Raw genomic sequence first — 23,396 nt, 5'->3', positions numbered from 1 at the left:
TAATTATGGTTAATATATCAGTATATTAACTAGTCTCCATATAATTAACACTAATCCAATTTACCAATCAAATAGATTTTTTATCCACTGTTTGGGTTGGTTGTCACACGATGCTTTAAGCTCACCACCTTCATCCCACACCGGTAACTCGAACTGATTACCGCAATCAAGCTGCAGCGCACCACCTTGCTGCGACTGAAAACCAATAATACTGATGCTCTTAGGCCACGGTAAAATGAGCTGCTCTGGGATACGTGCAGCCAGGTAATCGGAGTAAACGCGCAATGCACCACTTGAACCCGTCAGTTTGGTCGACTTGTTGTCATCACGGCCGACCCAAATAGTGGTGACCTCACGCCCATCCACACCGACAAACCAACTGTCCCGGGTATCGTTACTGGTACCAGTTTTACCTGCCAGTGCCGCCCAAGCAAATTGGCTGTTTAAGTAACGCCCCGTGCCCTCTGCTACGCCTTTTTTCATCGCAAAGGTGGTCAGCCATGCCGCTTGCTGAGGCACTTTCTGACTCGCTTTTGGTAGCGAGCGGTAAATCACATCGCCATCGACGGTAACCACTGAGCGCAACGCTGATAGCTCTGCTTGGCGCCCTGAGTTTGACAGCGTTTGGTACATCTGCGCCACTTGATAAGGCGTCAACGAGATCGCTCCTAGGAACATCGATGGTACAGGACGGATTTCGTCAGCATCGACACCAAGGCGCACTAAAGTATCGGACACGTTTTTAATGCCCAAAGACATGCCAAGACGCACGGTCGGTACGTTTAGAGATTTCGCCAAAGCTTGATACAAAGGCACATCACCACGGAACTTACGATCGTAGTTACGTGGCTGCCACACATTGCCCTTGCTGCCCTTTAAGGTCAGTGGTGTGTCTTGCAATGTCGTCGCTAAGTCATACTTCTCTGGCTGCTCTAAAGCAGTCAAGTAGACTGCAGGTTTCACCAAAGAACCAATAGGGCGACTGGCATTCAGCGCTCGGTTGAAGCCGCTGTATCCGGTGCGTTTACCGCCCACCATAGCGCGGATCTCACCCGTTGTTCTATCCACCGCAACCGCTGCGGCTTCTAGTCCTTTACCTGACGTTTTCTCAAGCTGAGGAACACGCTTTGCGATCGCTTTTTCTAGCTTATCCTGCGATACCGGATCGAGTGATGTATAGATCCTGACACCTTTTGATGCCTTAATTTTGTCGCCGACCTTACGGCTAAGCTCTCGCTTAAGCTGCTGGAAATAAGCAGGCTGACGACTGGCGATCTGCGGATTTTTTTGCAGATCCAAATCGCGCGATGCGGCCATTTCAAACTCACGCCCAGTAAGCATCTCTTGATCCATCATCAGCTTTAGGACCAAGTCGCGGCGCTGCCTCGCTCGCTCTGGATGACGAATAGGGTTGTAGTAAGACGGTCCTTTAACCATGCCGACCAACAGCGCAAGCTGATCAATACGCAAATCTTGCAGCGGCTGACCAAAGTACAAACGCGCCGCCAGACCAAAACCGTGTATCGCTTCACCTCGGCTTTGCCCCAAATACACTTCGTTTAAGTACGCTTCTAGGATCTGATCTTTGCTGTAGCGGTAATCCAAAATCAGCGCAATCAACACCTCACGTACCTTACGCCACAAGGTTCGTTCACTGGTTAAAAATAGGTTTTTCGCTAGCTGCTGGGTCAGCGTGCTACCACCCTGCACGGTGCGTCCGGCGCGAATATTAGCGAAAAAAGCACGCGCGATCGCCGTTGGCGAAATACCGTCATGTTGATAGAAATCTCTGTCTTCGGTGGCAATCAATGCATCGATCATGATCTCTGGGAACTGGTCACGTCTTAAGAACAGACGCTGTTCATCCGCCTGTTTCTCAAGCATACCCAGCATTTTCGGTTCAATACGCAAAAAGCCTAGATCGCCCTTTTGCTCTAGCGATTGAATGCGAGACAGTGTGCCGTCATTGAAATAAAGCATCACATGGCGATCAGGCTCAGGGCCATCCGCAAATTCAAATGGACGACGAATCAGCTCTATTTTCGTTGATGAGGACGAATACTCTCCGGGATGCCGCGGCGCAGACACCTTGCGATAGCTAAGTACGTCCAATTCATTACGAAGCTGAGCCGGCGTAATTGCATCCCCCACAGAGAGGTTAAGCACTCGAGCATAAACCACTGTCGGCAGCTCAAATAACTCCCCTTCAAAGCGCTCTTTTACAACTTGATTCAAGTAGTAAATCACCGCCCCCATCGCAACCGCGCCAACTAACGCCAGTTTCCAACCTATGGAAAATAGACGTTTGCCTAAGCCCACTTTACCTTTCTTACCGCGCGTCGATTTGCGCTTTGGACGACGTGGCGTTGTTTTGCGTTTTGTCGCCGTTTTGGCAGGCGTTTTCTTTGGCGCAGGTTTCTTGCCCGGCGCCGCTTGTTTATTTCTTACTATCATGAATTTAGTTGTCTTTTGGTTTTACTGGTCGCCTGATGATTCATCGGATCATCCGGCCAAGGATGTTTGGGGTAACGCCCTTTCATCTCTTTTTGTACTTCTTTATAGGCTCCCTGCCAAAACGCCGCGAGATCGCGGGTGATTTGCAGTGGCCTTTGCGCAGGTGAAAGCAGCTCAAGCACAATTGCCTGAGTACCGCGAGCAATGGTTGGTGACGCTTTTTCTCCAAACATCTCTTGCAACTTCACCGATAGCATCGGTGCTTCTCCTACCTGATAACGAATCCGTTTTCGATTACCTGACGCCACGGTAAGGTGCGTGGGCACAAGCTCGTCGAGTAGCCTTTGCTTATCCCAACCCAGCATCGCTCCTAAGGCGGCCATTAGATCCACTTTCTTTAGCTGCTTGGCGTTACTAATGCCTGACATAAAAGGCAGTAGCCACTGCTCAAGGTCAACAAGTAATGCTTCTTGACTCATGGTTGGCCAGTTGTCTTCTGGCAACCATAGGGCTGCGCATTGCACTCGCTGGATAAGCGCCTCAGCACTGTCACTCCAGTTTAAGGCGTCTAGCCCTTTGCGACGAACATACCCAAGCAAGGCACTGGCAATATCTGCGTCATCTGGCACAGGGATCTCATGGCTGGTAATCACCGCTGCACCAATACGGCGCTGCTCACTCGCAACGAGTCGGCCCTTGTCGTCATCCCAATCAACAACGTTGACCGCTTCAATCAGTCCCGGTAGAGTGTTTTCCAACTCATCGATATCAATCGGCAGCGCTTTGTAAATCGCACTGCTGCCCTGCCCTGCGCGCATTAAATCCAGTGCTACCAACAGCGTCTCATCAGAGAGGCGATGCTGAGTATCCAACGAAGCACCGTGACCATTTGCAAGCAAATAATGTCCTGAGTGGTTTCGCGCCAGCGCTATTCTATCGGGGAATGCCAACGCTGCGACAACGCCAAGTAAAGATTCCTCAACACGACCAAGTGAGAAGTTAAGCTTGAGACGAGAAGCGATGGCTTTGGCTCGCTGCATAAGAAGCGAGCGACGCGCGATAGTGCCTTGCTGCCAACGATGCAGCGATTGACGCATATCAACTTCATTGCGCTCAGGCTCCTCAATCAAGGCACACAACGCAATAGCACAGCCAAGCGCTTGCTCACCAAGCGCTTCTGCTTGCAATAACATACTGGCTAAGCGAGGCTCAACGCCAAGCTGATAGGCCCTCTGACCAAGTTGCGTGGCTTTTCCTGCACTATCAATGAGTTTGAGCTTGGTCAGCAAGTCGCTTGCCTGCTGAAGATGAGCGTGTTTCGGCGCATCAATCCAAGCAAGATCACTGGCATCGTTACAGCCCCAGCGAATCAATTCTTGTTGCAATGAGGCTAAGTCACTGCGCAAGACTTCCGGGGTACTCTGCTCTGGCTGTGATTGAAATTGAGTCTCGCTATAAAGGCGAACGCACAGCCCTGACTCTATTCGTCCAGCTCGGCCAGCTCGCTGAATCGCCGAAGACTGAGCAATACGCCCCTGTTCAAGACGGGATATACCGGTTTTTAAATCAAACCATGCTTGGTTTTCGAGGCCAGAATCGACCACCAAGCGAATACCTTCAATCGTCAGTGAAGTTTCCGCGATATTAGTTGCCAGTACGACTTTACGCTCACCGAACTTTGCCGGCGCGATTGCCGCTTGCTGCGCAGCAAAATCGAGCTGTCCGTACAGTGGACAAATGCTAGCTTCAATATGCGCTTGCTCAAGTAGCTCTTGTACTCGCTTAATCGCGCCCACACCAGGTAAGAATGCGAGTAAAGATCCCGACTCACGAAGTAGCAAGCGCTCAATCTGTTTCGCCATAAACTCAGGCAGTCGATCGTTTTGCGACATGGGCTGATAGTCGATATCAACGGAAAAAGAGCGCCCCTCAGATTCAATGTATTGCGCATCAGGAAGTACCCGTTTGAGATCATTGGCGTCTAAAGTTGCCGACATTACGACAATACAAAGATCATCACGCAGCGCCTCTTGACTCTCCAACGCAAAAGCGAGCGCAGTATCAGCATGCAAGCTGCGCTCATGGAATTCATCGAAGATGATCATCCCAATATCCGTCAGCTCAGGATCGTCTTGCAGCATGCGGGTTAATACACCTTCAGTCACGATCTCTAGCTTTGTTTCTGCACTGACTTTACTCTCGCCTCGCACGCGATAGCCTACTTGCTTACCCACCGATTCACCTAATAGAGAAGCGATATAGACCGCAATGTTGCGCGCCGCGATACGCCGAGGCTCCAGCATAATAATCTTGCCGCTAACAGTGCCAGATTGCAGCAATCTCAACGGGAAGTGGGTCGATTTACCAGCGCCAGTGGCCGCTTTAAGGATAACTTGGTTCGATGCAGCAATGGCTTGGGTGAGCTGTGGCAACACGAGTTCGATAGGCAACTGTGACAAGGGCATGACCTTATGTTGTAATGAAGTTCATCATTCTAATAAAAAACGGCCTCAAAATGCACTTCGATCCGCCACTCAAATCAGGGAAACTCATCCAGCGTTACAAACGCTTCCTCGCTGACATCACCCTTAACGATAGCGAGGAGATCACCATTCACTGCGCCAATACCGGTGCTATGACGGGATGCGCTGAGCCAGGTTCGACCGTTTGGTACTCCACCTCCGACAATCCAAAGCGCAAATACCCAAACAGTTGGGAGCTGACCCACACCAAAGCGGGACATTCGATTTGCGTCAATACGGCCAAAGCCAACACTTTAGTCGTTGAAGCGATTGAGAATAACGTTGTAAAAGAGCTGATTGGTTACCAAACTCTAAAGACGGAAGTGAAATACGGTCAAGAAAACAGCAGAGTGGATATTTTATTGCAAGATAGTGATCGCGCAGATTGCTACATCGAAGTAAAAAGTGTCACACTGCTGAATGAAGGCAATTCGGGGCAAGGGTATTTTCCAGATGCCAAGACCACTCGTGGTCAGAAGCACCTGCGAGAGCTCACAGAAATGGTTCAAACCGGACATAGAGCCGTATTATTTTTCGCAGTTTTGCATTCAGGGATTGAAAAAGTGTCAGTGGCACACCATATAGATGCGAAATATTCACAATTACTTGAGCAAGCAAGGCAGGCTGGGGTTGAAGTGATTTGTTATAAGGCAGCGTTTTCTGACAATGAAATTAGGCTCGTATCGGCGCTGGATTTCAATTAAAAGTGATGCCACTTCACATTGAGAAGAAGATTAACAAACATCGTTTGCCTCCGGCATTTGTTTTTGCTATAGATACCCGCCTTAAAATTAACTGTTCGCACAGTTGACTAGGTGTAAGTAGGAGATGCTGCATGCCAGAATCTAAGAAAAAAGCGCTAGGCATCCTAGCCATTGCAGGTGTTGATCCATACCAAGAAAAAGCTGGTGAAGAATACATGTCACAGCCTCAATTGGATCACTTTACTAAAATCTTAAGCGCTTGGCGCAACCAACTTAGGGAAGAAGTTGATCGTACTGTGCACCACATGCAAGACGAAGCAGCTAACTTTCCTGATCCGGTTGACAGAGCTTCTCAGGAAGAAGAGTTCAGCCTAGAGCTACGCAACCGTGACCGCGAGCGTCGTTTGATTAAGAAGATCGAAAAGACACTAAACAAGATTGAAGAAGACGATTTTGGCTTCTGTGAATCATGTGGTATCGAGATCGGTATCCGCCGCTTAGAGGCGCGTCCTACAGCTGATTTGTGTATCGACTGTAAGACACTTGCAGAAATCAAAGAAAGACAGATGCAAGGCTAACAAGCGAAAAAAGGGAGCACACGCTCCCTTTTTTGATCCACTCCTCAAACACAATTAAGCACTGGCTATTTTTAAGCACTATGTATATTGGTCGATTCGCCCCCTCTCCGTCAGGCCCCCTTCATTTTGGTTCTCTCGTGGCTGCACTAGGTAGTTACTTTCAAGCTAAGTCTCAGAATGGACGTTGGCTGGTTCGCATCGAAGATATCGATCCACCACGAGAAGTTGAAGGCGCCGCAGAGCTGATTCTGCAAACCCTAAAAGCCTATGAGCTTCATTGGGATGGTGAGGTCTTATACCAAAGTCAGCGCCTAGCTGCCTATCAAGCGCAAATTGACCGCTGGCTAGCAGAGAAGCAAGCCTATCTGTGCGAGTGTACTCGTAAGCAAATTAAGGCTGTAGGTGGTTTCTACCAAGGGACATGCCGCGACAAAACACTTACAGACAGCCAAGGCTGCGCAGTACGCCTTAAAATGCACTATCCCATTTCTTCTTTTGTTGATGAGAAACACGGCACACTCGCGATCCCAGATGCCCTAGCTAAGGAAGATTTCATCATCAAACGTCGTGATGGCTTGTTTGCGTATAACCTAGCAGTGGTGCTCGACGATATCTATCAAGGTGTCACCGAAGTGGTGCGCGGTGCAGACCTCATCGAGCCAACCGGGCGCCAAATCAGCTTGTACAAAACTTTAGGTGCCGCGCCTGTCACTTATTTGCATCTGCCGCTCGCGATTGATGATAGTGGCAATAAATTGTCCAAGCAAAATCATGCGACAGCGATTGATCTCGACAACCCAAAACCGACTCTGCTTAATGCGATGCGCTTTCTAGGCTTTAAGATCAATGATGATATCGCCGGTCAAAATATCACCAAAATCATCCAGTGGGGCGTTGAGAATTGGCGGCTATCTCAGCTTCCAGACCCGCTCAAAATCAAACCACCATTCTCAAATGGGTCGCTCTAGGCTAGAATAAGCGGCAAATTTCATGCGTCAGGCACGAAACTTGGGTGAAAACCACCCAGTTTCGCGAACCTCAATTGCGTTAATACTATGAATAAAAAAGAAAATTCCCAGAAAGCTCATCAGGTATATAGTGACATATCGTTACAGGTTTATACACGTGACGAGCACAACATCTCGCGCAAGCAAATCAGCGATAACGCGTTAAAAGTCCTATACCGCTTAAACGGTGCAGGTTATGACGCCTACCTCGTTGGTGGTGGCGTGCGTGATCTGCTGCTTGGAGAACAACCTAAAGATTTCGATATAGCAACTAACGCAACGCCAGAACAGATCAAGAAGCTATTTCGAAACTGTCGCCTTATTGGCCGCCGTTTCCGCCTTGCACATATCATGTTTGGGCGTGACATTATCGAGGTCGCGACGTTCCGAGGTCATCACCAAGAGCAAGAAAAGAACGTCTCTCAACAGAGCAAAGATGGCATGTTGCTGCGTGACAATGTCTACGGCAGTATTGATGAAGATGCCGAGCGTCGTGATTTCACTATCAATGCGATGTACTACAACATTGGTGACTACTCGATTCATGATTACGCTGGCGGTGTTGAAGATCTTGAAGACCGTTTGATTCGCCTCATTGGTGAGCCTGATGTGCGCTATCGTGAAGATCCTGTTCGTATGCTGCGTGCGGTTCGTTTTGCCGCCAAACTCGATTTTGATATCGAAGAAGATACAGCAGCACCGATTGAAGAGCTTGCGCCACTGCTGCGTGACATCCCATCGGCACGTTTGTACGAAGAGTCACTCAAGCTGCTGCAATCTGGTTACGGTTTAGAAACCTACCACCTAATGCGTGAGTACAACTTGTTCCAACAGTTGTTCCCACTCATTGCGCCGCACTTTACCGAGGACTATTCATCTCAGTCTGAGCAAGTCCTTGATTTAGTCCTTGATGCCACTGATGAGCGCATCGAGGAAGGTAAACGCGTCAATCCAGCGTTTATGTTTGCTGCCATGCTCTGGTACCCAATGATGGAGCATGCCAAAGAACTCATGGAACGCGGTATGTCCGAATATGACGCCATGATGGAAGCCAGCAACATTGTCCTTGATGAGCAAGTGAAATCTACAGCCATTCCACGTCGTCACACCGCGACAATTCGCGAGATTTGGCAACTTCAGCTTCGCTTACCGCGCCGCTCTGGCAAACGTGCTTTCCGCCTTATGGAGCTCAACAAGTTCCGCGCCGGCTTCGACTTCCTCGAAATGCGTGGCGAAATCGAAGGTGGTGAAGTGGCAGGTCTAGCTAAATGGTGGGGCACGTTCCAGTCTGCTGGGCGAAATATGCGTCAAGCAATGGTGAATGACCTTGGTGGTTCGAGCTCGCGTACTGGCTCACGTCGCAGACGCAGCCCAAAAGCCAAAAAAGCGAAGAGTGCTGAGTAATGACCATTTGCTACATTGCGATAGGCAGTAACCTGTCCGATCCTGTCTCGCAAGCCAAAGTGGCTATTGAGGCATTGAAAACACTACCAAAGAGCGAGCTACTCGCTTGCTCTTCCCTTTACAGCAGCACACCGATGGGGCCACAAAATCAGCCCGATTACATCAATGCTGTGGCAAAGGTATCTACCGAATTAACGCCTTTGGAACTGCTCGATTGCACCCAAGCTATCGAACTGGAACGTGGGCGTGTCCGTAAAGATGAGAGATGGGGCCCAAGAACTCTCGATCTCGACATCATTCTTTATGGCAATGAGGTGATCGATTCCGAGCGCTTAACTGTTCCGCACTATGGAATGAAACAACGTGAGTTTGTTCTCTATCCGCTTATGGAAATCGCACCAAATTTACAACTCCCTGATGGGACTGAGCTCACGGCACTTATAGACCAAGTCGACCGCAATGGACTCAGAGTTTGGCAATCCTAGCCAAGCCCCTAATAAGGATTAAAAATGAAAAAAATCAACATTAACGACCTCATGAAGTGGAAAAACGAAGGTCGCAAATTTGCAACATCCACCGCGTATGATGCGAGCTTTGCGGCGTTGTTTGAAAGCCAAGAGATGCCTGTTATTTTAGTCGGCGACTCACTCGGCATGGTACTGCAAGGCCACAACGACACTTTGCCAGTGACTGTCGAAGACATCGCCTATCACACGCGCGCAGTGCGTGCTGGTAGCCCTAACTGCTTATTGATGGCTGATATGCCGTTCATGAGCTACGCAACCCCACAACAAGCGTGTGAGAACGCAGCAACACTGATGCGCGCGGGCGCAAACATGGTGAAGCTAGAGGGTGGCGACTGGCTGGTTGATACAGTAAGAATGTTGACTGAGCGCGCGGTTCCAGTTTGTGCTCACCTAGGTCTAACACCACAAAGTGTGAACATCTTTGGTGGCTACAAGGTACAAGGCCGCGATCAAAAGAACGCGGACAAAATGGTACGTGACGCACTTGCACTACAAGAAGCTGGTGCGCAGATCATTCTACTCGAGTGTGTTCCTGCTGAACTTGCAGCGCGTATTACGGAAGTGCTGGATGTTCCAGTGATAGGCATTGGCGCTGGTAATGGCACCGATGGTCAGATCCTAGTTATGCATGACATGTTTGGCATCTCAGCGAACTACATGCCTAAATTCTCAAAGAACTTTTTGGCTGAAACGGGTGACATGCGCAGCGCCGTTGCTAAATATATCGCGGATGTGGAAAGCGGTGCTTTCCCAGACGACGCTCATACGATTGCCTAGGGGGAATCATGCAAACTTTCGCTGATATTGCAGAACTTAGAGAGCAAATTGCTCAGCTAAAGCGTGAACAACGCCGAATTGCTTTTGTTCCGACTATGGGTAACCTTCACGAAGGTCACCTAACGCTGATGCGCAAAGCTCGTGAGAATGCAGATGTAGTGGTAGCGAGTATTTTTGTTAACCCTATGCAGTTTGAGCGTGCGGATGATCTCAACAACTATCCTCGCACACTCGACGATGATCTTAGCAAACTGACCGCTGAAGGCGTCGATTTGGTGTTCACACCGACACCAGAAGTAATGTACCCACAAGGTTTAGATAAACAGACGTTTGTTGAAGTACCTGGCATCTCACACATGCTCGAAGGCGCGTCACGCCCCGGGCACTTTAGAGGCGTATCTACGATCGTCACTAAGCTGTTTAACATCGTGCAACCAGATGTCGCTTGCTTTGGTGAGAAAGACTACCAGCAGCTGGCTTTGATCCGTCAAATGGTGAGCGATCTGGCGATGAATATCGAGATCATTGGTGTGCCAACTGTCCGAGAGATGGACGGTCTCGCCATGAGTTCACGTAACGGCTACCTAACTATGGATGAGCGTCAACGTGCACCAGTACTGGCTAAAACCATGCGTTGGATGAACAGCGCGATTCGCGGCGGCCGTGACGACTACCCATCTATCATTGAAGATGCGAGCGACCAATTACGTGCAGCAGGTCTACAGCCGGATGAAATTTTCATTCGTGATGCGCACTCCCTACAAGCGATCAACGAGAGCTCGACGCAAGCAGTCATTTTGATGTCAGCGTTTTTGGGCAAAGCGCGCCTGATTGACAATCAAGTCCTTGAGCTTGCGCAAACTTCTGTAGAACCAGAGACAAGCAGCGAAGAGAATCAATAATCATCAAAATTGTGGTTGTCAGCCAATAAGGACAGCCACTAAGTGGCGATGATCAATAAATAGAAAAGCGGCTCACTTGATATCAAGTGAGCCGCTTTTTAATGATCTAAACCTTGTGCTTCAAACGAAATGAGTTCGAACTAAACTCTGAATGATTTGATCTTTCCGTCCAACTCTTCCGCGTTGTTTTGCATCATCTCTGATGTCTCTAAAAGCTCTGTCACGACAGTTACAGACGCTTCAACCAACTCACGAACATTAGTCAGGTTTTGGTTCATCTCTTCCGCCACGCTGCTTTGCTGACCCGCTGCTGTCGCGATTTGGAAGTTCATGTCATTGATTTGATTGACTTGGCTAACGATGCCATCAAGCTCAGAGCCAGCATTGGTCACAAGCTCTACGCCATCAGCCGCTTCAACCACACTTTTCTCCATCAGCTCTACTGCAGAATTGGCACTCGATTGAAGGTGAGAAATCATCTCTTGGATTTCAACCGTCGCCTGCTGCGTGCGCTGCGCTAGGTTACGTACTTCATCCGCTACCACTGCAAAACCGCGACCGGCTTCACCTGCACGTGCCGCTTCAATCGCTGCATTAAGCGCTAGTAAGTTGGTTTGCTCTGAAATGCCCTGAATGGTACCCACAACGCTGCCAATCGACTCAACACGCTCTTCCACTTGGTTCACCGCCTGTGCTGATGCAGAGATGTCATTGGATAGCTCACTCATCTTAGTCACGGTGCCTTGTACAAAGCGCTGACCTGTCTCAGCTTGACCCGACGCTTGTTCAGTCAATTGCGAAGCGTTGTGCGCATGATCAGCCACAGTTTGTACTGTTGACGTCATTTCGCTCATCGCCGTCGCTAACTGGTCAATCTCTTGGAACTCTTCTTGAGAGGACTCTTTGGTTTCAGACATGCTAAGCGTCATCACTTCAGTTAGCGTCGCGAGCTCTTGAGAGGTCGCCACCTGAGTCTTGATGATGTCTTGCAGGTGGACACGCGTTTTCTCAAGCTCACGCGCCACATCGCCGTATTCATCTTTACATTCCATAAGCACAGGAACTGTAAGATCTTTGTCAGCCATACGTTTTATCGCGTCACTCAGGTAGTTAGTCTGCTTGAGCATGGTTTTCGCGGCGAACATTAGGAGCACAACAAACAACACGATCATCAATGCGGTTTGCCATACAACTTGAATTAAGTAGGCTTCATAGTGCTGCTGTGCCACCGCTTCGTTTTGGGTCGCAGCGAGCAATGAGTCATAAAAAGTACTGGCATCCCAAAGCTGTTTACTTACCAGCAACACCGTACTAAAAATCATCAACATTAACATCTTAGGAACAAGGCGAACATCGGTGATGAGTCGTTCCCAGGGCTTAAATGCCAGTATGGTCATTATCTGTTCTCCATTCTTGGTATCTTGGTTGGGGAATCTTTCCCCAACAGTGCTACCGATGTGTTTTGCCATAGTTCTATGAGCTGAGGGGTCGGTAGCATGAAGCTGAATTATTTATTTTGAGCCTCGTATGAATACAAATGATACCAAAACTGACAACAAGCCTCTGAGTTTATTGTCTTTAATGGTGTGATTTGTGATCTCTACCTTGTTGGCTCCCCAGCTCAAACGTTACAAAGGTATGGCTACTATCGGCCGGTGAGGAGCTTCCTAAAGGCGTTTTACTGCGCTAAATGCTAAGATTCGATCTACGACACAGAAGCAGTGTAAAGAATGTAATTCGGTAACACCCACTAAGCGAAAGCGATACTCAATCGACAAAAAAGAGAGGCAAGCCTCTCTTTAGTCGTTTGACAATTCACATCGTACTAGTTTTGCCAGTATGGCTCAGCTTCAATACTGATTTGCCGAGTTTGCTCCATGGCGTGCAAAATCGAGCTCTCTTGGCGACGTAGCCAGCGCTCAAGCTGCTCACGCTCTTCCCCTTCCAGTTTTTCCACCAGCGGCTCTAAAAGCTCTAACATCAACAAATCATCGATGCCTTGCAGCAAGTCCGCCCATGGCAAACGGAAGTTATTACGATCTTCCATGCTGTATAAGCTGGCAAACCCAACACCGGTGTACAGGTTGCGCATCAGTCGATACTGCTGCTCTATGTATTCCTGACGTGACAGTAATTTTTCTGGCGGGAAGGCACCCATCAGCTCAGCCCATGTGCGCGCCAATTGCTGCATGGAAAATGGCTTGATTGACTCAGCCATCTTCTCGCGAGCTTTATCATCTAAAAATGGCTGCCAACCGCGAGATAAAATCCAGCGGCTAAGGTCGAGTAACAGACCCGCATAGCGCCCAGAATGAATCAGTCGTAACATATCTTCGCGATCTGGCAGGTCCTGCTCACGCTCTTTGAGCTCTGAAACGAGGAATTTTCGAGCATCAAGCTTACGCAGCACGTGCCCTTTGTCTTCCAAAAGTGTTTCAAAATGTTCATAGTTCTTCAGCCAAGCAAGTTCTTGTTCTAGCCATTTAAGCTCTTGTCTAACGATAGCACTAGCGCGTCGTGGAACAATGCTGCCATATACGGTCAAGGTTTGACGTATAAAGCTTAGTGCATGGCTGATCTCGAGTAACGCCTCAATCGACTCGTGTTCGGTGTAGATCTGCTCGTGATAGTGCCAATGCGCCAAGGCATGCTCTAAAGACTGAATAAAGCAGGTTTCAACGCTGTCTGTGTCCGTGGTGTCCACCAGCTCCAAGCTTTTCACCGGATCGCCGGCATAATCCGCCGCTAGACGATAGCCCCGCGCGGCTTTGCTTAGGTTACCAAGACGGATGCCGCCCGCTTCACAGAAGGCGCGCGCAAGCGTAAATAGCGCGTCGGTTTGCCCAGATTTAAGCTCGAGCTCAACTTCACAGATAGGATAAGTTTTGTCCCCAGATGACACTAAACCTTGGTCAAACGCCACTTCTACTTGACTGCCATCGGCCATACCAATCAACCATTGCTCACGGGTAAAGTCGGTGGCAAAAATCGGCACCAACTGCGCTTGCAGCTCTTCAACACTTCTCCCTTCTGGGTAGATGTCGAGGGGATGTAACGTCAGATCTGGGTCATTTGATGTGTGTTCAGCATTAAATTCAGGACGTTGATGTAATCCCGCAACAACGCGACCGGCGGTTTTCATGGTTTGTACAAAAACATCATCGAAACGACGAATTCTCAGTCCAATGTCATGCTGACGAAGCCAGTTATCGGGGGTGTCGAAGTAAGTGTTTCCTAACTCGCGACAACTGTGCTGAAGTACTTTTGTTTCAGCAATTTTGCTGAGTAAAGTTTCTGAAAAATCAGGAGAAACAAAAAACTTCAGTTCTATCTCGGTTTCCATAGTTTTACCTTTCGGGGACACTCACAACAGGATATGAGCAATTGTACTAATCAGCAAGTGACAAATATCAACCAAATGATGATCTAAAACAGTTTAAATCGGCGTTTTAATGGGTTAACATGCGCGCCTTTATAGCCATCGCTCAACATTTCACCATGATATTGGTGTATGTTTATTTCAGGTTATATTAATTAGGTTGAACAACCATGCCAGTAAATACAATTATGGGGTTATTTGCAAAGTCCCCAATTAAGCCTTTGCAGCGCCACGTTGTGTGCGTAACAGAATGTTGCTCTCATCTAGTAAACTTCTTCGAGACTAGCTCGAAAGGTGATTGGGAGAAAGCAGCGGAGATCCGTGCGCAGATTTCTCATCTTGAGAAAGAAGCCGACGTTTTGAAACGTGAGATCCGTCTTAAACTACCACGCGGCCTGTTCTTGCCTGTAGACCGTAGCGATATGCTAGAGCTACTGACGCAGCAAGATAAGCTTGCCAACCTTGCCAAAGACATTGCCGGTCGTGTTTACGGTCGCCAACTTGTCATTCCTGCGCCACTTCAAGAAAACTTCATCGCTTACGTGAAGCGTTGTCTTGATGCAGCCAACCAAGCTCAAAAAGTTATCAACGAGCTGGATGAACTGCTAGAGACAGGCTTTAAAGGTCGTGAAGTCACTCTGGTTGCAGAGATGATTCACCAACTCGATGTCATCGAAGATGATACCGATGCCATGCAAATCCAGCTTCGTCAGCAACTGATGACGCTCGAACAAGATATGAATCCTATCGATGTCATGTTCTTGTACAAAATTCTTGAATGGGTCGGCGGTATTGCAGATCAAGCTCAGCGCGTAGGCGCTCGTCTTGAACTCATGCTGTCTAGGTCTTAAACACACGTTAACTAAGTAACAAAGAGCGAAAAAGTATTAGGCGTTGAGCACAGACAATGCTTAAGAGATTGCCATGCGCCAGACTTTTGCTCCGCTTGTTATGAAACAAAACTAGGTATTACAATGGATATTCTTGCAAACTACGGCACTATCCTGATTCTTGTTGCGGCGATGTTCGGTTTCCTTATGGCGATCGGTATCGGTGCAAACGATGTTGCCAATGCAATGGGTACTTCTGTTGGCTCTAAAGCTCTAACAGTTAAGCAAGCTATCATCATCGCGATGATCTTCGAATTCGCCGGCGCATACCTTGCTGGCGGTGAGGTAACAGACACTATCCGTAAGGGTGTGATTGAAACCTCGCTGTTTGCTCACCAGCCAGACGTTCTTGTATTCGGTATGATGTCGTCGCTATTGGCGGCAGGTACTTGGCTATTGCTCGCTTCTTACATGGGCTGGCCGGTATCGACCACTCACTCAATCATCGGCGCGATCATCGGTTTCGCTTGTGTGTCAGTGGGTACTGAAGCGGTTGACTGGGGCTCAGTAAAAGGCATCGTTGGTAGCTGGGTTATCACGCCTGTGATTTCTGGTTTCTTCGCTTACCTTATCTTCGTCAGTGCACAGCGCCTGATCTTTGATACTGAGAAGCCACTGTTTAACGCCAAACGCTTTGTTCCAGTGTACATGTTCATCACAACAATGGTGATTGCGCTGGTAACCATCAAGAAAGGTCTAAAACACGTAGGGCTACACCTTGAAGGTATGGAAGCATGGGCTTGGGCTGCAGGCGTTTCGGCTCTAGTTATGATTGGCGGTTACATCTACATCCAACGTAAATTTGCTGACCGTGAAGAAGACCACGGCTTTAGCGGCGTAGAAGGTATCTTCAGCGTGCTTATGGTTATCACAGCTTGTGCGATGGCATTTGCACACGGTTCAAACGACGTAGCAAACGCGATTGGCCCACTATCTGCTGTTGTTTCAACGGTTGAGCATATGGGTGAAATCACAGCGAAGAGCACTATCGCATGGTGGATTCTACCTCTAGGTGGTATCGGTATCGTTGTGGGTCTTGCGACTATGGGTCATAAAGTAATGGCAACCGTAGGTACCGGCATCACAGAGCTAACACCAAGCCGCGGTTTCGCAGCACAACTCGCAACAGCGTGTACCGTTGTTCTAGCATCTGGTACGGGTCTGCCAATCTCTACAACACAGACTCTAGTTGGTGCGGTATTGGGTGTTGGTTTCGCTCGTGGTATCGCAGCGCTTAACCTAGGTGTTGTCCGTAACATCGTGGCTTCTTGGGTAGTAACCCTGCCTGCTGGCGCACTGCTAGCAGTGGTATTCTACTACATGATGCAAGCGATATTTGGCGCATAAGCCAAGGCTTAGATTAAGTCAGAGAGATGTGAAGCTCACGTCATATTTGGCTCAAATTCAAATAAAGGGAGGCTTTGCCTCCCTTCTTTGTTGCACCCGGTTAAGAAACTTCATACTATTTGCCCATTCTAAAAAGTTTACAATTTGAGAGTGCGTATCAGCCTTGCTGCCAGCGCTACTTTCTTCATCATTCCCCATTGATACACTTAAGGGACTTACTGTGAAAAAACTGATCTGCATGATCATGGTGTCGTTACTCGCTGCTCCTGCGGCGTTGGCTCAAGATCGATATATTGCTGACAAGCTATTTACCTATCTGCACTCAGGGCCAAGCGCTCAGTATCGTATCATCGGCAGCATTAACGCTGGTGACAAAGTGCAACTGCTATCTTCTAACCGTGAAACGGGCTACTCCCAAGTTCAAGACAGCCGTGGCCGTAAGGGCTGGGTAGAGTCGAAGTTCGTCACAACACAAGAAAGCATGGCGGTACGCCTACCTCGTCTTGAGAAAGAGCTGACGCAAGTTAAATCTCAACTATCGAATGCCCGCGAAACAGCGGACAGCGAGAAAGGAGGCCTAGTCAGCTCGCTAGAAGCACGCAATAAGCAAATTGCTGAGCTTGAGCAAAACTACTCTGACATCAGCGCACAGCTAACATCTTCTCAAACTGAAATCCGCGAGCTACGCGCTAAGCTGGATACACAGAAAGAAGACCTACTACTACGTTACTTCATGTACGGTGGTGGTGTTGCGGGTATCGGCCTTTTGTTTGGCCTTATCCTTCCGCACATTATTCCACGTCGTAAGAAGAGTCCTAACGGCTGGGCATAACGCTTTAAAACATAGCTTTGAATACAAAAAACCGCCTTTCGGCGGTTTTTTTATTGCGGTTAGCTCGATAGAGATTTAATCGTCATCAAAGTTGAACAGTGATTCCATATTCAAGCCTTGCTTAACTAGGATGTCACGCAGTCTACGTAGACCTTCGACCTGAATCTGACGTACACGCTCACGAGTTAGATTGATTTCTCGACCTACTTCTTCGAGAGTTGAAGGCTCATAGCCTAATAACCCAAAGCGTCGTGCCAACACTTCTTTTTGTTTCGGGTTCAGTTCATCAAGCCAGTGGATAAGCGATGATTTAATGTCGTCATCTTGAGTTGAGACTTCTGGATCTGAGTGCGTTGAATCCGGAATGATGTCCAATAGCGCTTTCTCACCGTCACCACCGATTGGCGTATCAACCGAACTAATGCGTTCATTGAGTCGCAGCATCTTAGAGACATCACTGACCGGCTTGTCCAGCTTCTGTGCGATCTCTTCAGCGGTTGGCTCATGGTCGAGTTTTTGGGACAGTTCACGCGCAGTACGCAGGTAAATGTTGAGCTCTTTTACAACATGGATAGGCAGACGAATCGTGCGCGTTTGATTCATCAAAGCACGTTCTATCGTTTGGCGAATCCACCATGTTGCGTACGTTGAGAAACGGAAGCCACGTTCAGGGTCAAACTTCTCTACCGCACGAATAAGGCCTAGGTTGCCTTCTTCAATTAAATCGAGAAGCGCTAGACCACGGTTACTGTAGCGTCGAGAGATCTTAACCACTAATCGCAAGTTACTTTCGATCATGCGCTTACGGGCTGCTTCATCGCCTTTCAATGCACGCCTTGCGTAGAGCACTTCTTCTTCTGCGGTCAAAAGTGGTGAAAAGCCGATTTCGCCAAGATAGAGCTGGGTAGCGTCTAAGCTTTTCGCAGAAGCATCGTACAAATCCTTGTCTTCAGCTTCTGTAGCGGCGTCATCGTTAGTCAGTGTAGGTTCTACAACATCAACGGTCTCACTGTTGGTGTCGAAGTTTTCGTTCTTGGTTACTGCATTGCTGATACTCATAGCGCCTCCCCCTGGCGAGCTAGCAAGACATGACAACTCAACTATGTCGCTAACTTTCTCTGATTAAGTCAATCAAATTGCAAGTAGCTTTTCGTATGGTGTATTCGTTATACGGCAGTTACGGCAAGTAGCGTTTTGGGTTTACTGATTTTCCTTGATAACGAATTTCAAAGTGCAGTCTAACGCTGTTGGTTCCGGAGCTTCCCATCGTAGCGATTTTTTGTCCGGCTTTAACACTTTGTCCTTCCGATACCAATAGTCTGTCATTGTGAGCGTAAGCACTTAGGTAATTGTCGTTATGCTTAACAATAACGAGGTTTCCATAACCACGTAGTGCGTTGCCTGAGTAAACCACGGTTCCTTTTGCAGTGGCGACGATATCTTGGCCTCTGCGGCCTGCAATATCGATTCCTTTATTTCCTTGGTCCCCTGCAGAAAAGTTCTTTATGACACGACCCTTAGTCGGCCAGACCCAACTCGATACTTTTGCCGCTGTGCTTGGCGCCGGTTTCGGTGCTGGTTTCGCCTTGGCGACGGTTTGCTTCGCGGCTGGCTTGGTTGTCTGTTTTACCGTTTGGGGTTTAGTGTTGTTAACATTTTGTTTACCTTTAGCCTCACCATACTCCTTTGTTTGAGTTTGATCAACCTTCTTTGCGGCGGTTTTTTGACTATTTTGCGTTGATGAGCTACCCGCTTTTGCCGGCGGTTTTGACGCAGCTGTCGCAGCACTCGAACTCGCGGCAACCGTTGCTGCAGAGGCGGTTACAACCTCACCAGAGCCAGAACCTGCAAATGCCGGAGGGGAATAGACCGGACGCCATAAGTTCAAGCGTTGACCAGGGTGAATCGTGTAAGGTTTCTTGAGATTATTGAGTCTTATCAGATCTTTAACATCTTTATCCGTGACGTATGAGATGAAATATAGGGTGTCCCCTTTTTGCACTTCATAGTAACTACCACGATAACTGCCTCGAGAAACGCTATCGTACTTGCCTCCCAGATTTGAGACAGGCGCAGGCGAATGCCCAGCACACCCAACCAGTGCACTGGACAAAAAAACAACGGAGACCACTGCTTTTAGCCGCTTTTGCATTTACGCTAATTCACCTGCTACGAGAGGAACAAACCTCACTAATTCAATAACTTCGGTAGTAAAACTATCACCTTTACGAGTGATTTTTAATAGTTGTTGCTCATTATCACCGACAGGGATCACTAAACGTCCACTATCATTGAGCTGGGTCAATAGGGCTTGAGGGACTTCGGAAGCTGCAGCCGTGACGATAATGGCATCAAACGGCCCTTTGGCTTGCCAGCCTTGCCAGCCATCACCGTGTTTGGTGGAAATATTATAAATATCAAGACGCTTTAGCCTGCGCTTGGCTTCCCATTGCAGTGCCTTTATTCGCTCAACCGAATAGACATGCTCCACCAACTGCGACAGCACGGCAGTTTGATAGCCTGAGCCAGTCCCGATTTCCAGCACTCGAGTATCGTGTGTTAGCTCAAGCAGCTCTGTCATTCTCGCGACAATGTAGGGCTGAGAAATCGTCTGCCCAGCCCCAATAGGCAAAGCGTTGTTATCGTAGGCTTGGTGAATCATCGCTTGTGAGACGAACTGCTCACGGGGTACGGAAAAAATAGCATCCAGCACACGGGTATCAGCCACACCGTGCGCTCGGATAAACTCCACTAATTTCGCTGCTTGTGGGTTCATTAATTACTCTCTCCCTGACACCCAACGTTCCATCGCACCAATTGACTCATGTGCGGTCAAATCCACCTGCAGTGGCGTAATAGAAATGCGCCCATGTTCAACCGCGTAAAAATCGGTGCCCTCTCCGGCGTCCTGCTCTTTCCCCGGAGGTCCCAACCAATAAATGTCGTGTCCTCTTGGATCCTGCTGCTTAATCATCGCCTCAGCATGGTGACGGGCACCCAATCGAGTCACCGCAACATCACCAAGCTGCGCCAGCGGCTTATCTGGAATGTTAATATTCAACAGTCGATTAGTCGGTACACGAGTCGCTAAATGACGTTCTACAAATTGACGAGCGACGATCGCCGCTGCGGAAAAGTGCTGTTTACCAACCAGACTAAAAGCGATGGATTGAACCCCTAGAAAGTGCCCTTCCATAGCCGCTGCTACCGTACCAGAATAGAGCACATCGTCGCCCAAGTTAGCCCCATGGTTGATGCCAGACAGAACCAAATCGGGAAGATCGTCTTTCATCAATTCATTAAGCGCAAAGTGCACACAATCTGTTGGCGTTCCTTGAACCGAGAAAACACCGGGTTCAATTTCATTAACACGCAGCGGTTGCTCTAGTGTTAATGAGTTCGATGCACCCGAACGGTTTCTGTCTGGTGCAACGATAGTTACATCAGCAATATTTGCCAGCTCCGCCGCTAATGTGCGAATTCCCTCGGCGTGTACGCCATCATCATTGCTGATGAGGACTTTGATTCTCTGTTTGTTTGTTTCCATGAATCCTAGAATTGCCTTTCTACTTCTTCTACATTTGCCAGCTCTCTAAGAATCGAGGTCGCAAAGCTCCCTGAATCCAAGAAAAAGCTTAGTGTTACCGAGTCTTCATCCCATTGTGTATTCAATGAGTCAGGCTTTAACACAATAGCGCGTCTGTCGTGACGCATGCGATTCCCGCGGATAAGTGCCATCAAATCAGGCTCTTGATCGACAATGCGTTGCTCAAGCAGCTCGGCATCATCCGTGGTAGGTAGCGCATTATCACCTGCCAATGCCGCGGTGATCATCCCAGTTTCGTCAAGAATGTCCCCAGCTAGTTCAGTATTGAAGCAGTCTTGCTGCAAACGCTCTGAAACAATGTGGTTAAAGATCCATGAGCGCGCTGCAGATAGATACAAGCTGCGTTTATTCTGATTGCGAGTGCGCACGTTGTCGCGCCCCCAACGCTTCGCTTCGCTCACGTTGTTACCATCGTGTCCAAAACGCTGCTGACCAAAATAGTTTGGCACGCCAGAGTCACAAACCAGCGCTAAACGCGCTTTCAGTGCTTCAACGTCAGACACCTCAGTCAAACGGATCGCAAACTCATTGCCTACAAGATCGCCCGGACGTAACTTTTTGTTGTGCCAATCTGTCGCCACTATCTCAATACTAGGATACTGCGCTAAGAAGGCGCTAAAGTCTGGTACGTTCTTCTTTGGTAAGTGGACGCTTAGCCATTGTTCAGTCACGGCATGACGATCTTTAAGACCAGCCCAACCGATATCTTTCGATTTTACGCCACACACTTTGGCCAGTTCATTGGCGACAAAACTGGTGTTTTCACCATTTTTTCGTATTTGGAGCATCAAATGCTCCCCTTCTCCCGCGAACTCAAATCCCAAAACCTCATTCACAACGAAGTCTTGGTTGCTGGCTTTAAACTTAGCGCTAACCGCAGGTTTGCCGTGAAGATAATTCAGGTTGTCTAACACATCAGTCATGATATTTGCCTTTAGGACGTTACTTTGTTGATCAGAACCACAGCTTCTGTGGCGATACCTTCTTTACGTCCTGTAAAACCGAGTCTTTCCGTCGTGGTTGCTTTTACATTGATGTTGCCAATGTCGGTTTCCAAATCCGCGGCTATAGTTTGGCACATAGCTTCAATGTGCGGAGCCATCTTTGGTGCTTGTGCCATGATGGTGACGTCAGCATTCACTAACTCATAACCTTGTGATTTGACCTTACTGTAGACATCACGCAGCAATGCTCGGCTATCGGCTCCTTTCCACTCTTCATCCGTGTCAGGAAAATGACGGCCAATGTCGCCCGCCGCAATAGCGCCTAACAATGCATCACATAACGCATGCAAAGCCACATCACCATCAGAATGAGCAATTAGCCCTTGTTCATAAGGAATGGCGACACCGCCAATGATAACAGGGCCTTCACCACCAAACTTATGTACATCAAAGCCATGACCTATTCTCATTGTTCTAATTCCTTATTTTTGAGATAAAACTCCGCCAAAGCGAGATCCTCTGGACGAGTAATTTTAATGTTATCGCTGCGCCCTTCGACTAACAGTGGAGACAAGCCGGTCCACTCGACCGCTGATGCTTCATCAGTGATCGTGACCCCTTCTGCGAGCGCATCACTAAGCGCGCTGTGCAGTAATTCCACTTTAAACATCTGCGGGGTTAGTGCATGCCAAAGACCCGCTCTATCAACAGTATGGTCGATACCTTGTGCATCGTTGGCGCGCTTCATCGTGTCTTTCACGGGGGCTGCGAGTATACCACCAACCGGGTGAGTGCTTACTTCATAGATGAGTTTGTTAATATCCTCATGGGTAATGCACGGCCTTGCTGCATCATGAACCAAGCACCACGCATTAGGAACACGCGCTTTAACGTATTCAACGGCCGACAGCACTGAATCTGCTCGTTCACTGCCACCAGACACTCGTATGACAGGCTTATCCGAGATAAACGATAAGCCTTCAAAGTATGGGTCTCCGTCACTAATAGCAACGATGACACTATCGATACTTCGATGCGCCAACAAACGTTCTATGGTGTGCTCAAGAATGGTTTGTTCGTGGATTTTGAGATATTGCTTGGGAATATCCGCTTGCATGCGACTACCAACACCTGCAGCAGGTACGATAGCAATAATAGGGTGATGCTCAGGGATCATTGGTTGTCCTCACCTATGATTCGGTAGAAGGTTTCTCCTTGTTGAATCATTCCTAGCTCATGTCGTGCTCGCTCTTCAATGGCATCCAACCCTTGTCTAAGATCGTCAATCTCGGCAAACATTTCATCGTTGCGAGTTTGTAATTTGCCATTAACTTGTTGCTGTACTTGGATTTCTGTATCCACTTGTTGGAAATCAACAATGCCGTTTTTTCCAAACCAAAGGGTGTATTGAAGCCAAGAAAAAACCATTAGCAGCACAAGAGTGAAGATACGCATAAGTCGGAACATTCCATTGAGAAATTCTGCTCTTTATATAGCACAGTTTACACCTTGAAATAAGCGA

Annotated in this window: 22 protein-coding genes; 10 read left to right on the top strand and 12 right to left on the bottom strand. The window is 48.3% G+C overall.

Going from position 1 to position 23,396, the window contains the following annotated elements:
- Nucleotides 1-60: 60 nt before the first annotated feature.
- A complete protein-coding gene (mrcB, locus tag ACJB0T_RS09155; RefSeq protein WP_479288748.1) occupies nucleotides 61-2,454 on the bottom strand; it encodes a penicillin-binding protein 1B in 2,394 nt (797 codons plus the stop codon).
- The gene (gene hrpB / locus ACJB0T_RS09150; RefSeq protein ID WP_479288747.1) at nucleotides 2,451-4,919 is read right to left on the bottom strand and encodes an ATP-dependent helicase HrpB; all 2,469 of its coding nucleotides are present in this window, start codon (nucleotides 4,917-4,919) and stop codon (nucleotides 2,451-2,453) included. Before hrpB ends, mrcB begins: the two co-directional genes overlap by 4 nt.
- Before the next feature lie 50 nt (nucleotides 4,920-4,969).
- Between hrpB and sfsA the strand changes: the two genes are divergently transcribed.
- The 7 genes from sfsA to panC all read left to right on the top strand — a co-directional run bounded on the left by sfsA (nucleotide 4,970) and on the right by panC (nucleotide 10,875).
- Complete coding sequence (sfsA, locus tag ACJB0T_RS09145) at nucleotides 4,970-5,680, top strand: DNA/RNA nuclease SfsA (RefSeq protein WP_479288746.1); 711 nt, start codon at nucleotides 4,970-4,972, stop codon at nucleotides 5,678-5,680.
- Nucleotides 5,681-5,811: 131 nt separating this feature from the next.
- Nucleotides 5,812-6,258 carry an RNA polymerase-binding protein DksA gene (gene dksA / locus ACJB0T_RS09140; RefSeq protein WP_042501194.1) on the top strand — a complete coding sequence of 149 codons (447 nt, stop codon included), beginning with the start codon at nucleotides 5,812-5,814 and terminating at the stop codon, nucleotides 6,256-6,258.
- An 80-nt stretch (nucleotides 6,259-6,338) separates the two neighbouring features.
- Nucleotides 6,339-7,226: a tRNA glutamyl-Q(34) synthetase GluQRS gene (gene gluQRS / locus ACJB0T_RS09135; RefSeq protein ID WP_479288745.1), complete on the top strand. Its 888-nt coding sequence runs from the start codon at nucleotides 6,339-6,341 to the stop codon at nucleotides 7,224-7,226.
- 87 nt (nucleotides 7,227-7,313) lie between these two features.
- The gene (gene pcnB / locus ACJB0T_RS09130) at nucleotides 7,314-8,669 is read left to right on the top strand and encodes a polynucleotide adenylyltransferase PcnB (protein WP_479288744.1); all 1,356 of its coding nucleotides are present in this window, start codon (nucleotides 7,314-7,316) and stop codon (nucleotides 8,667-8,669) included.
- Nucleotides 8,669-9,154, top strand: a complete 486-nt coding sequence (gene folK, locus ACJB0T_RS09125; RefSeq protein ID WP_479288743.1) for a 2-amino-4-hydroxy-6-hydroxymethyldihydropteridine diphosphokinase — start codon at nucleotides 8,669-8,671, stop codon at nucleotides 9,152-9,154. The genes pcnB and folK overlap by 1 nt, the downstream gene beginning before the upstream one ends.
- A gap of 24 nt (nucleotides 9,155-9,178) precedes the next feature.
- Nucleotides 9,179-9,973: a 3-methyl-2-oxobutanoate hydroxymethyltransferase gene (gene panB / locus ACJB0T_RS09120; RefSeq protein ID WP_042501188.1), complete on the top strand. Its 795-nt coding sequence runs from the start codon at nucleotides 9,179-9,181 to the stop codon at nucleotides 9,971-9,973.
- Between the two features lie 8 nt (nucleotides 9,974-9,981).
- Nucleotides 9,982-10,875: a pantoate--beta-alanine ligase gene (gene panC / locus ACJB0T_RS09115; RefSeq protein ID WP_479288742.1), complete on the top strand. Its 894-nt coding sequence runs from the start codon at nucleotides 9,982-9,984 to the stop codon at nucleotides 10,873-10,875.
- Nucleotides 10,876-11,015: 140 nt separating this feature from the next.
- Here the strand turns inward: panC and ACJB0T_RS09110 are convergent, their stop codons facing one another.
- Together ACJB0T_RS09110 and ACJB0T_RS09105 are read right to left on the bottom strand one after the other, a co-directional pair.
- Nucleotides 11,016-12,272: a methyl-accepting chemotaxis protein gene (locus ACJB0T_RS09110; RefSeq protein WP_479288741.1), complete on the bottom strand. Its 1,257-nt coding sequence runs from the start codon at nucleotides 12,270-12,272 to the stop codon at nucleotides 11,016-11,018.
- Between the two features lie 428 nt (nucleotides 12,273-12,700).
- Nucleotides 12,701-14,218, bottom strand: a complete 1,518-nt coding sequence (locus tag ACJB0T_RS09105; RefSeq protein ID WP_479288740.1) for a CYTH and CHAD domain-containing protein — start codon at nucleotides 14,216-14,218, stop codon at nucleotides 12,701-12,703.
- A gap of 206 nt (nucleotides 14,219-14,424) precedes the next feature.
- On the opposite strand from ACJB0T_RS09105, the gene ACJB0T_RS09100 reads away from it, so the two are divergent.
- The 3 genes from ACJB0T_RS09100 to ACJB0T_RS09090 all read left to right on the top strand — a co-directional run bounded on the left by ACJB0T_RS09100 (nucleotide 14,425) and on the right by ACJB0T_RS09090 (nucleotide 17,323).
- Nucleotides 14,425-15,105 (top strand): TIGR00153 family protein, encoded by a 681-nt coding sequence (locus ACJB0T_RS09100; RefSeq protein ID WP_338163505.1) that lies wholly within the window; start codon nucleotides 14,425-14,427, stop codon nucleotides 15,103-15,105.
- A gap of 123 nt (nucleotides 15,106-15,228) precedes the next feature.
- Nucleotides 15,229-16,491: an inorganic phosphate transporter gene (locus tag ACJB0T_RS09095; RefSeq protein ID WP_479288739.1), complete on the top strand. Its 1,263-nt coding sequence runs from the start codon at nucleotides 15,229-15,231 to the stop codon at nucleotides 16,489-16,491.
- Nucleotides 16,492-16,711: 220 nt separating this feature from the next.
- On the top strand, nucleotides 16,712-17,323 hold the full coding sequence (locus ACJB0T_RS09090) for a TIGR04211 family SH3 domain-containing protein (protein WP_042501174.1): 612 nt from the start codon (nucleotides 16,712-16,714) through the stop codon (nucleotides 17,321-17,323).
- A 75-nt stretch (nucleotides 17,324-17,398) separates the two neighbouring features.
- Here ACJB0T_RS09090 and rpoS read toward each other — a convergent pair whose 3' ends face one another.
- The 8 genes from rpoS to ftsB all read right to left on the bottom strand — a co-directional run bounded on the left by rpoS (nucleotide 17,399) and on the right by ftsB (nucleotide 23,329).
- Entirely contained in the window at nucleotides 17,399-18,382 is a 984-nt protein-coding gene (rpoS, locus tag ACJB0T_RS09085) for an RNA polymerase sigma factor RpoS (protein WP_479288738.1), read from the bottom strand.
- A gap of 118 nt (nucleotides 18,383-18,500) precedes the next feature.
- Nucleotides 18,501-19,475 carry a murein hydrolase activator NlpD gene (gene nlpD, locus ACJB0T_RS09080; RefSeq protein ID WP_479288737.1) on the bottom strand — a complete coding sequence of 325 codons (975 nt, stop codon included), beginning with the start codon at nucleotides 19,473-19,475 and terminating at the stop codon, nucleotides 18,501-18,503.
- Entirely contained in the window at nucleotides 19,476-20,099 is a 624-nt protein-coding gene (locus tag ACJB0T_RS09075) for a protein-L-isoaspartate(D-aspartate) O-methyltransferase (RefSeq protein ID WP_479288736.1), read from the bottom strand. It abuts the gene before it with no gap.
- A 3-nt stretch (nucleotides 20,100-20,102) separates the two neighbouring features.
- Nucleotides 20,103-20,870 carry a 5'/3'-nucleotidase SurE gene (gene surE, locus ACJB0T_RS09070; RefSeq protein WP_479288735.1) on the bottom strand — a complete coding sequence of 256 codons (768 nt, stop codon included), beginning with the start codon at nucleotides 20,868-20,870 and terminating at the stop codon, nucleotides 20,103-20,105.
- Between the two features lie 5 nt (nucleotides 20,871-20,875).
- On the bottom strand, nucleotides 20,876-21,853 hold the full coding sequence (truD, locus tag ACJB0T_RS09065) for a tRNA pseudouridine(13) synthase TruD (RefSeq protein ID WP_479288734.1): 978 nt from the start codon (nucleotides 21,851-21,853) through the stop codon (nucleotides 20,876-20,878).
- An 11-nt stretch (nucleotides 21,854-21,864) separates the two neighbouring features.
- Entirely contained in the window at nucleotides 21,865-22,344 is a 480-nt protein-coding gene (gene ispF, locus ACJB0T_RS09060) for a 2-C-methyl-D-erythritol 2,4-cyclodiphosphate synthase (RefSeq protein ID WP_112459481.1), read from the bottom strand.
- Entirely contained in the window at nucleotides 22,341-23,051 is a 711-nt protein-coding gene (ispD, locus tag ACJB0T_RS09055) for a 2-C-methyl-D-erythritol 4-phosphate cytidylyltransferase (protein ID WP_479288733.1), read from the bottom strand. The genes ispF and ispD overlap by 4 nt, the downstream gene beginning before the upstream one ends.
- Nucleotides 23,048-23,329 carry a cell division protein FtsB gene (gene ftsB, locus ACJB0T_RS09050; protein ID WP_112459479.1) on the bottom strand — a complete coding sequence of 94 codons (282 nt, stop codon included), beginning with the start codon at nucleotides 23,327-23,329 and terminating at the stop codon, nucleotides 23,048-23,050. The genes ispD and ftsB overlap by 4 nt, the downstream gene beginning before the upstream one ends.
- Between the last annotated feature and the right edge of the window lie 67 nt (nucleotides 23,330-23,396).

The organism is Vibrio sp. CB1-5 (genome assembly GCF_059412285.1).
This window is presented reverse-complemented; position numbering and strand designations above follow the sequence as displayed.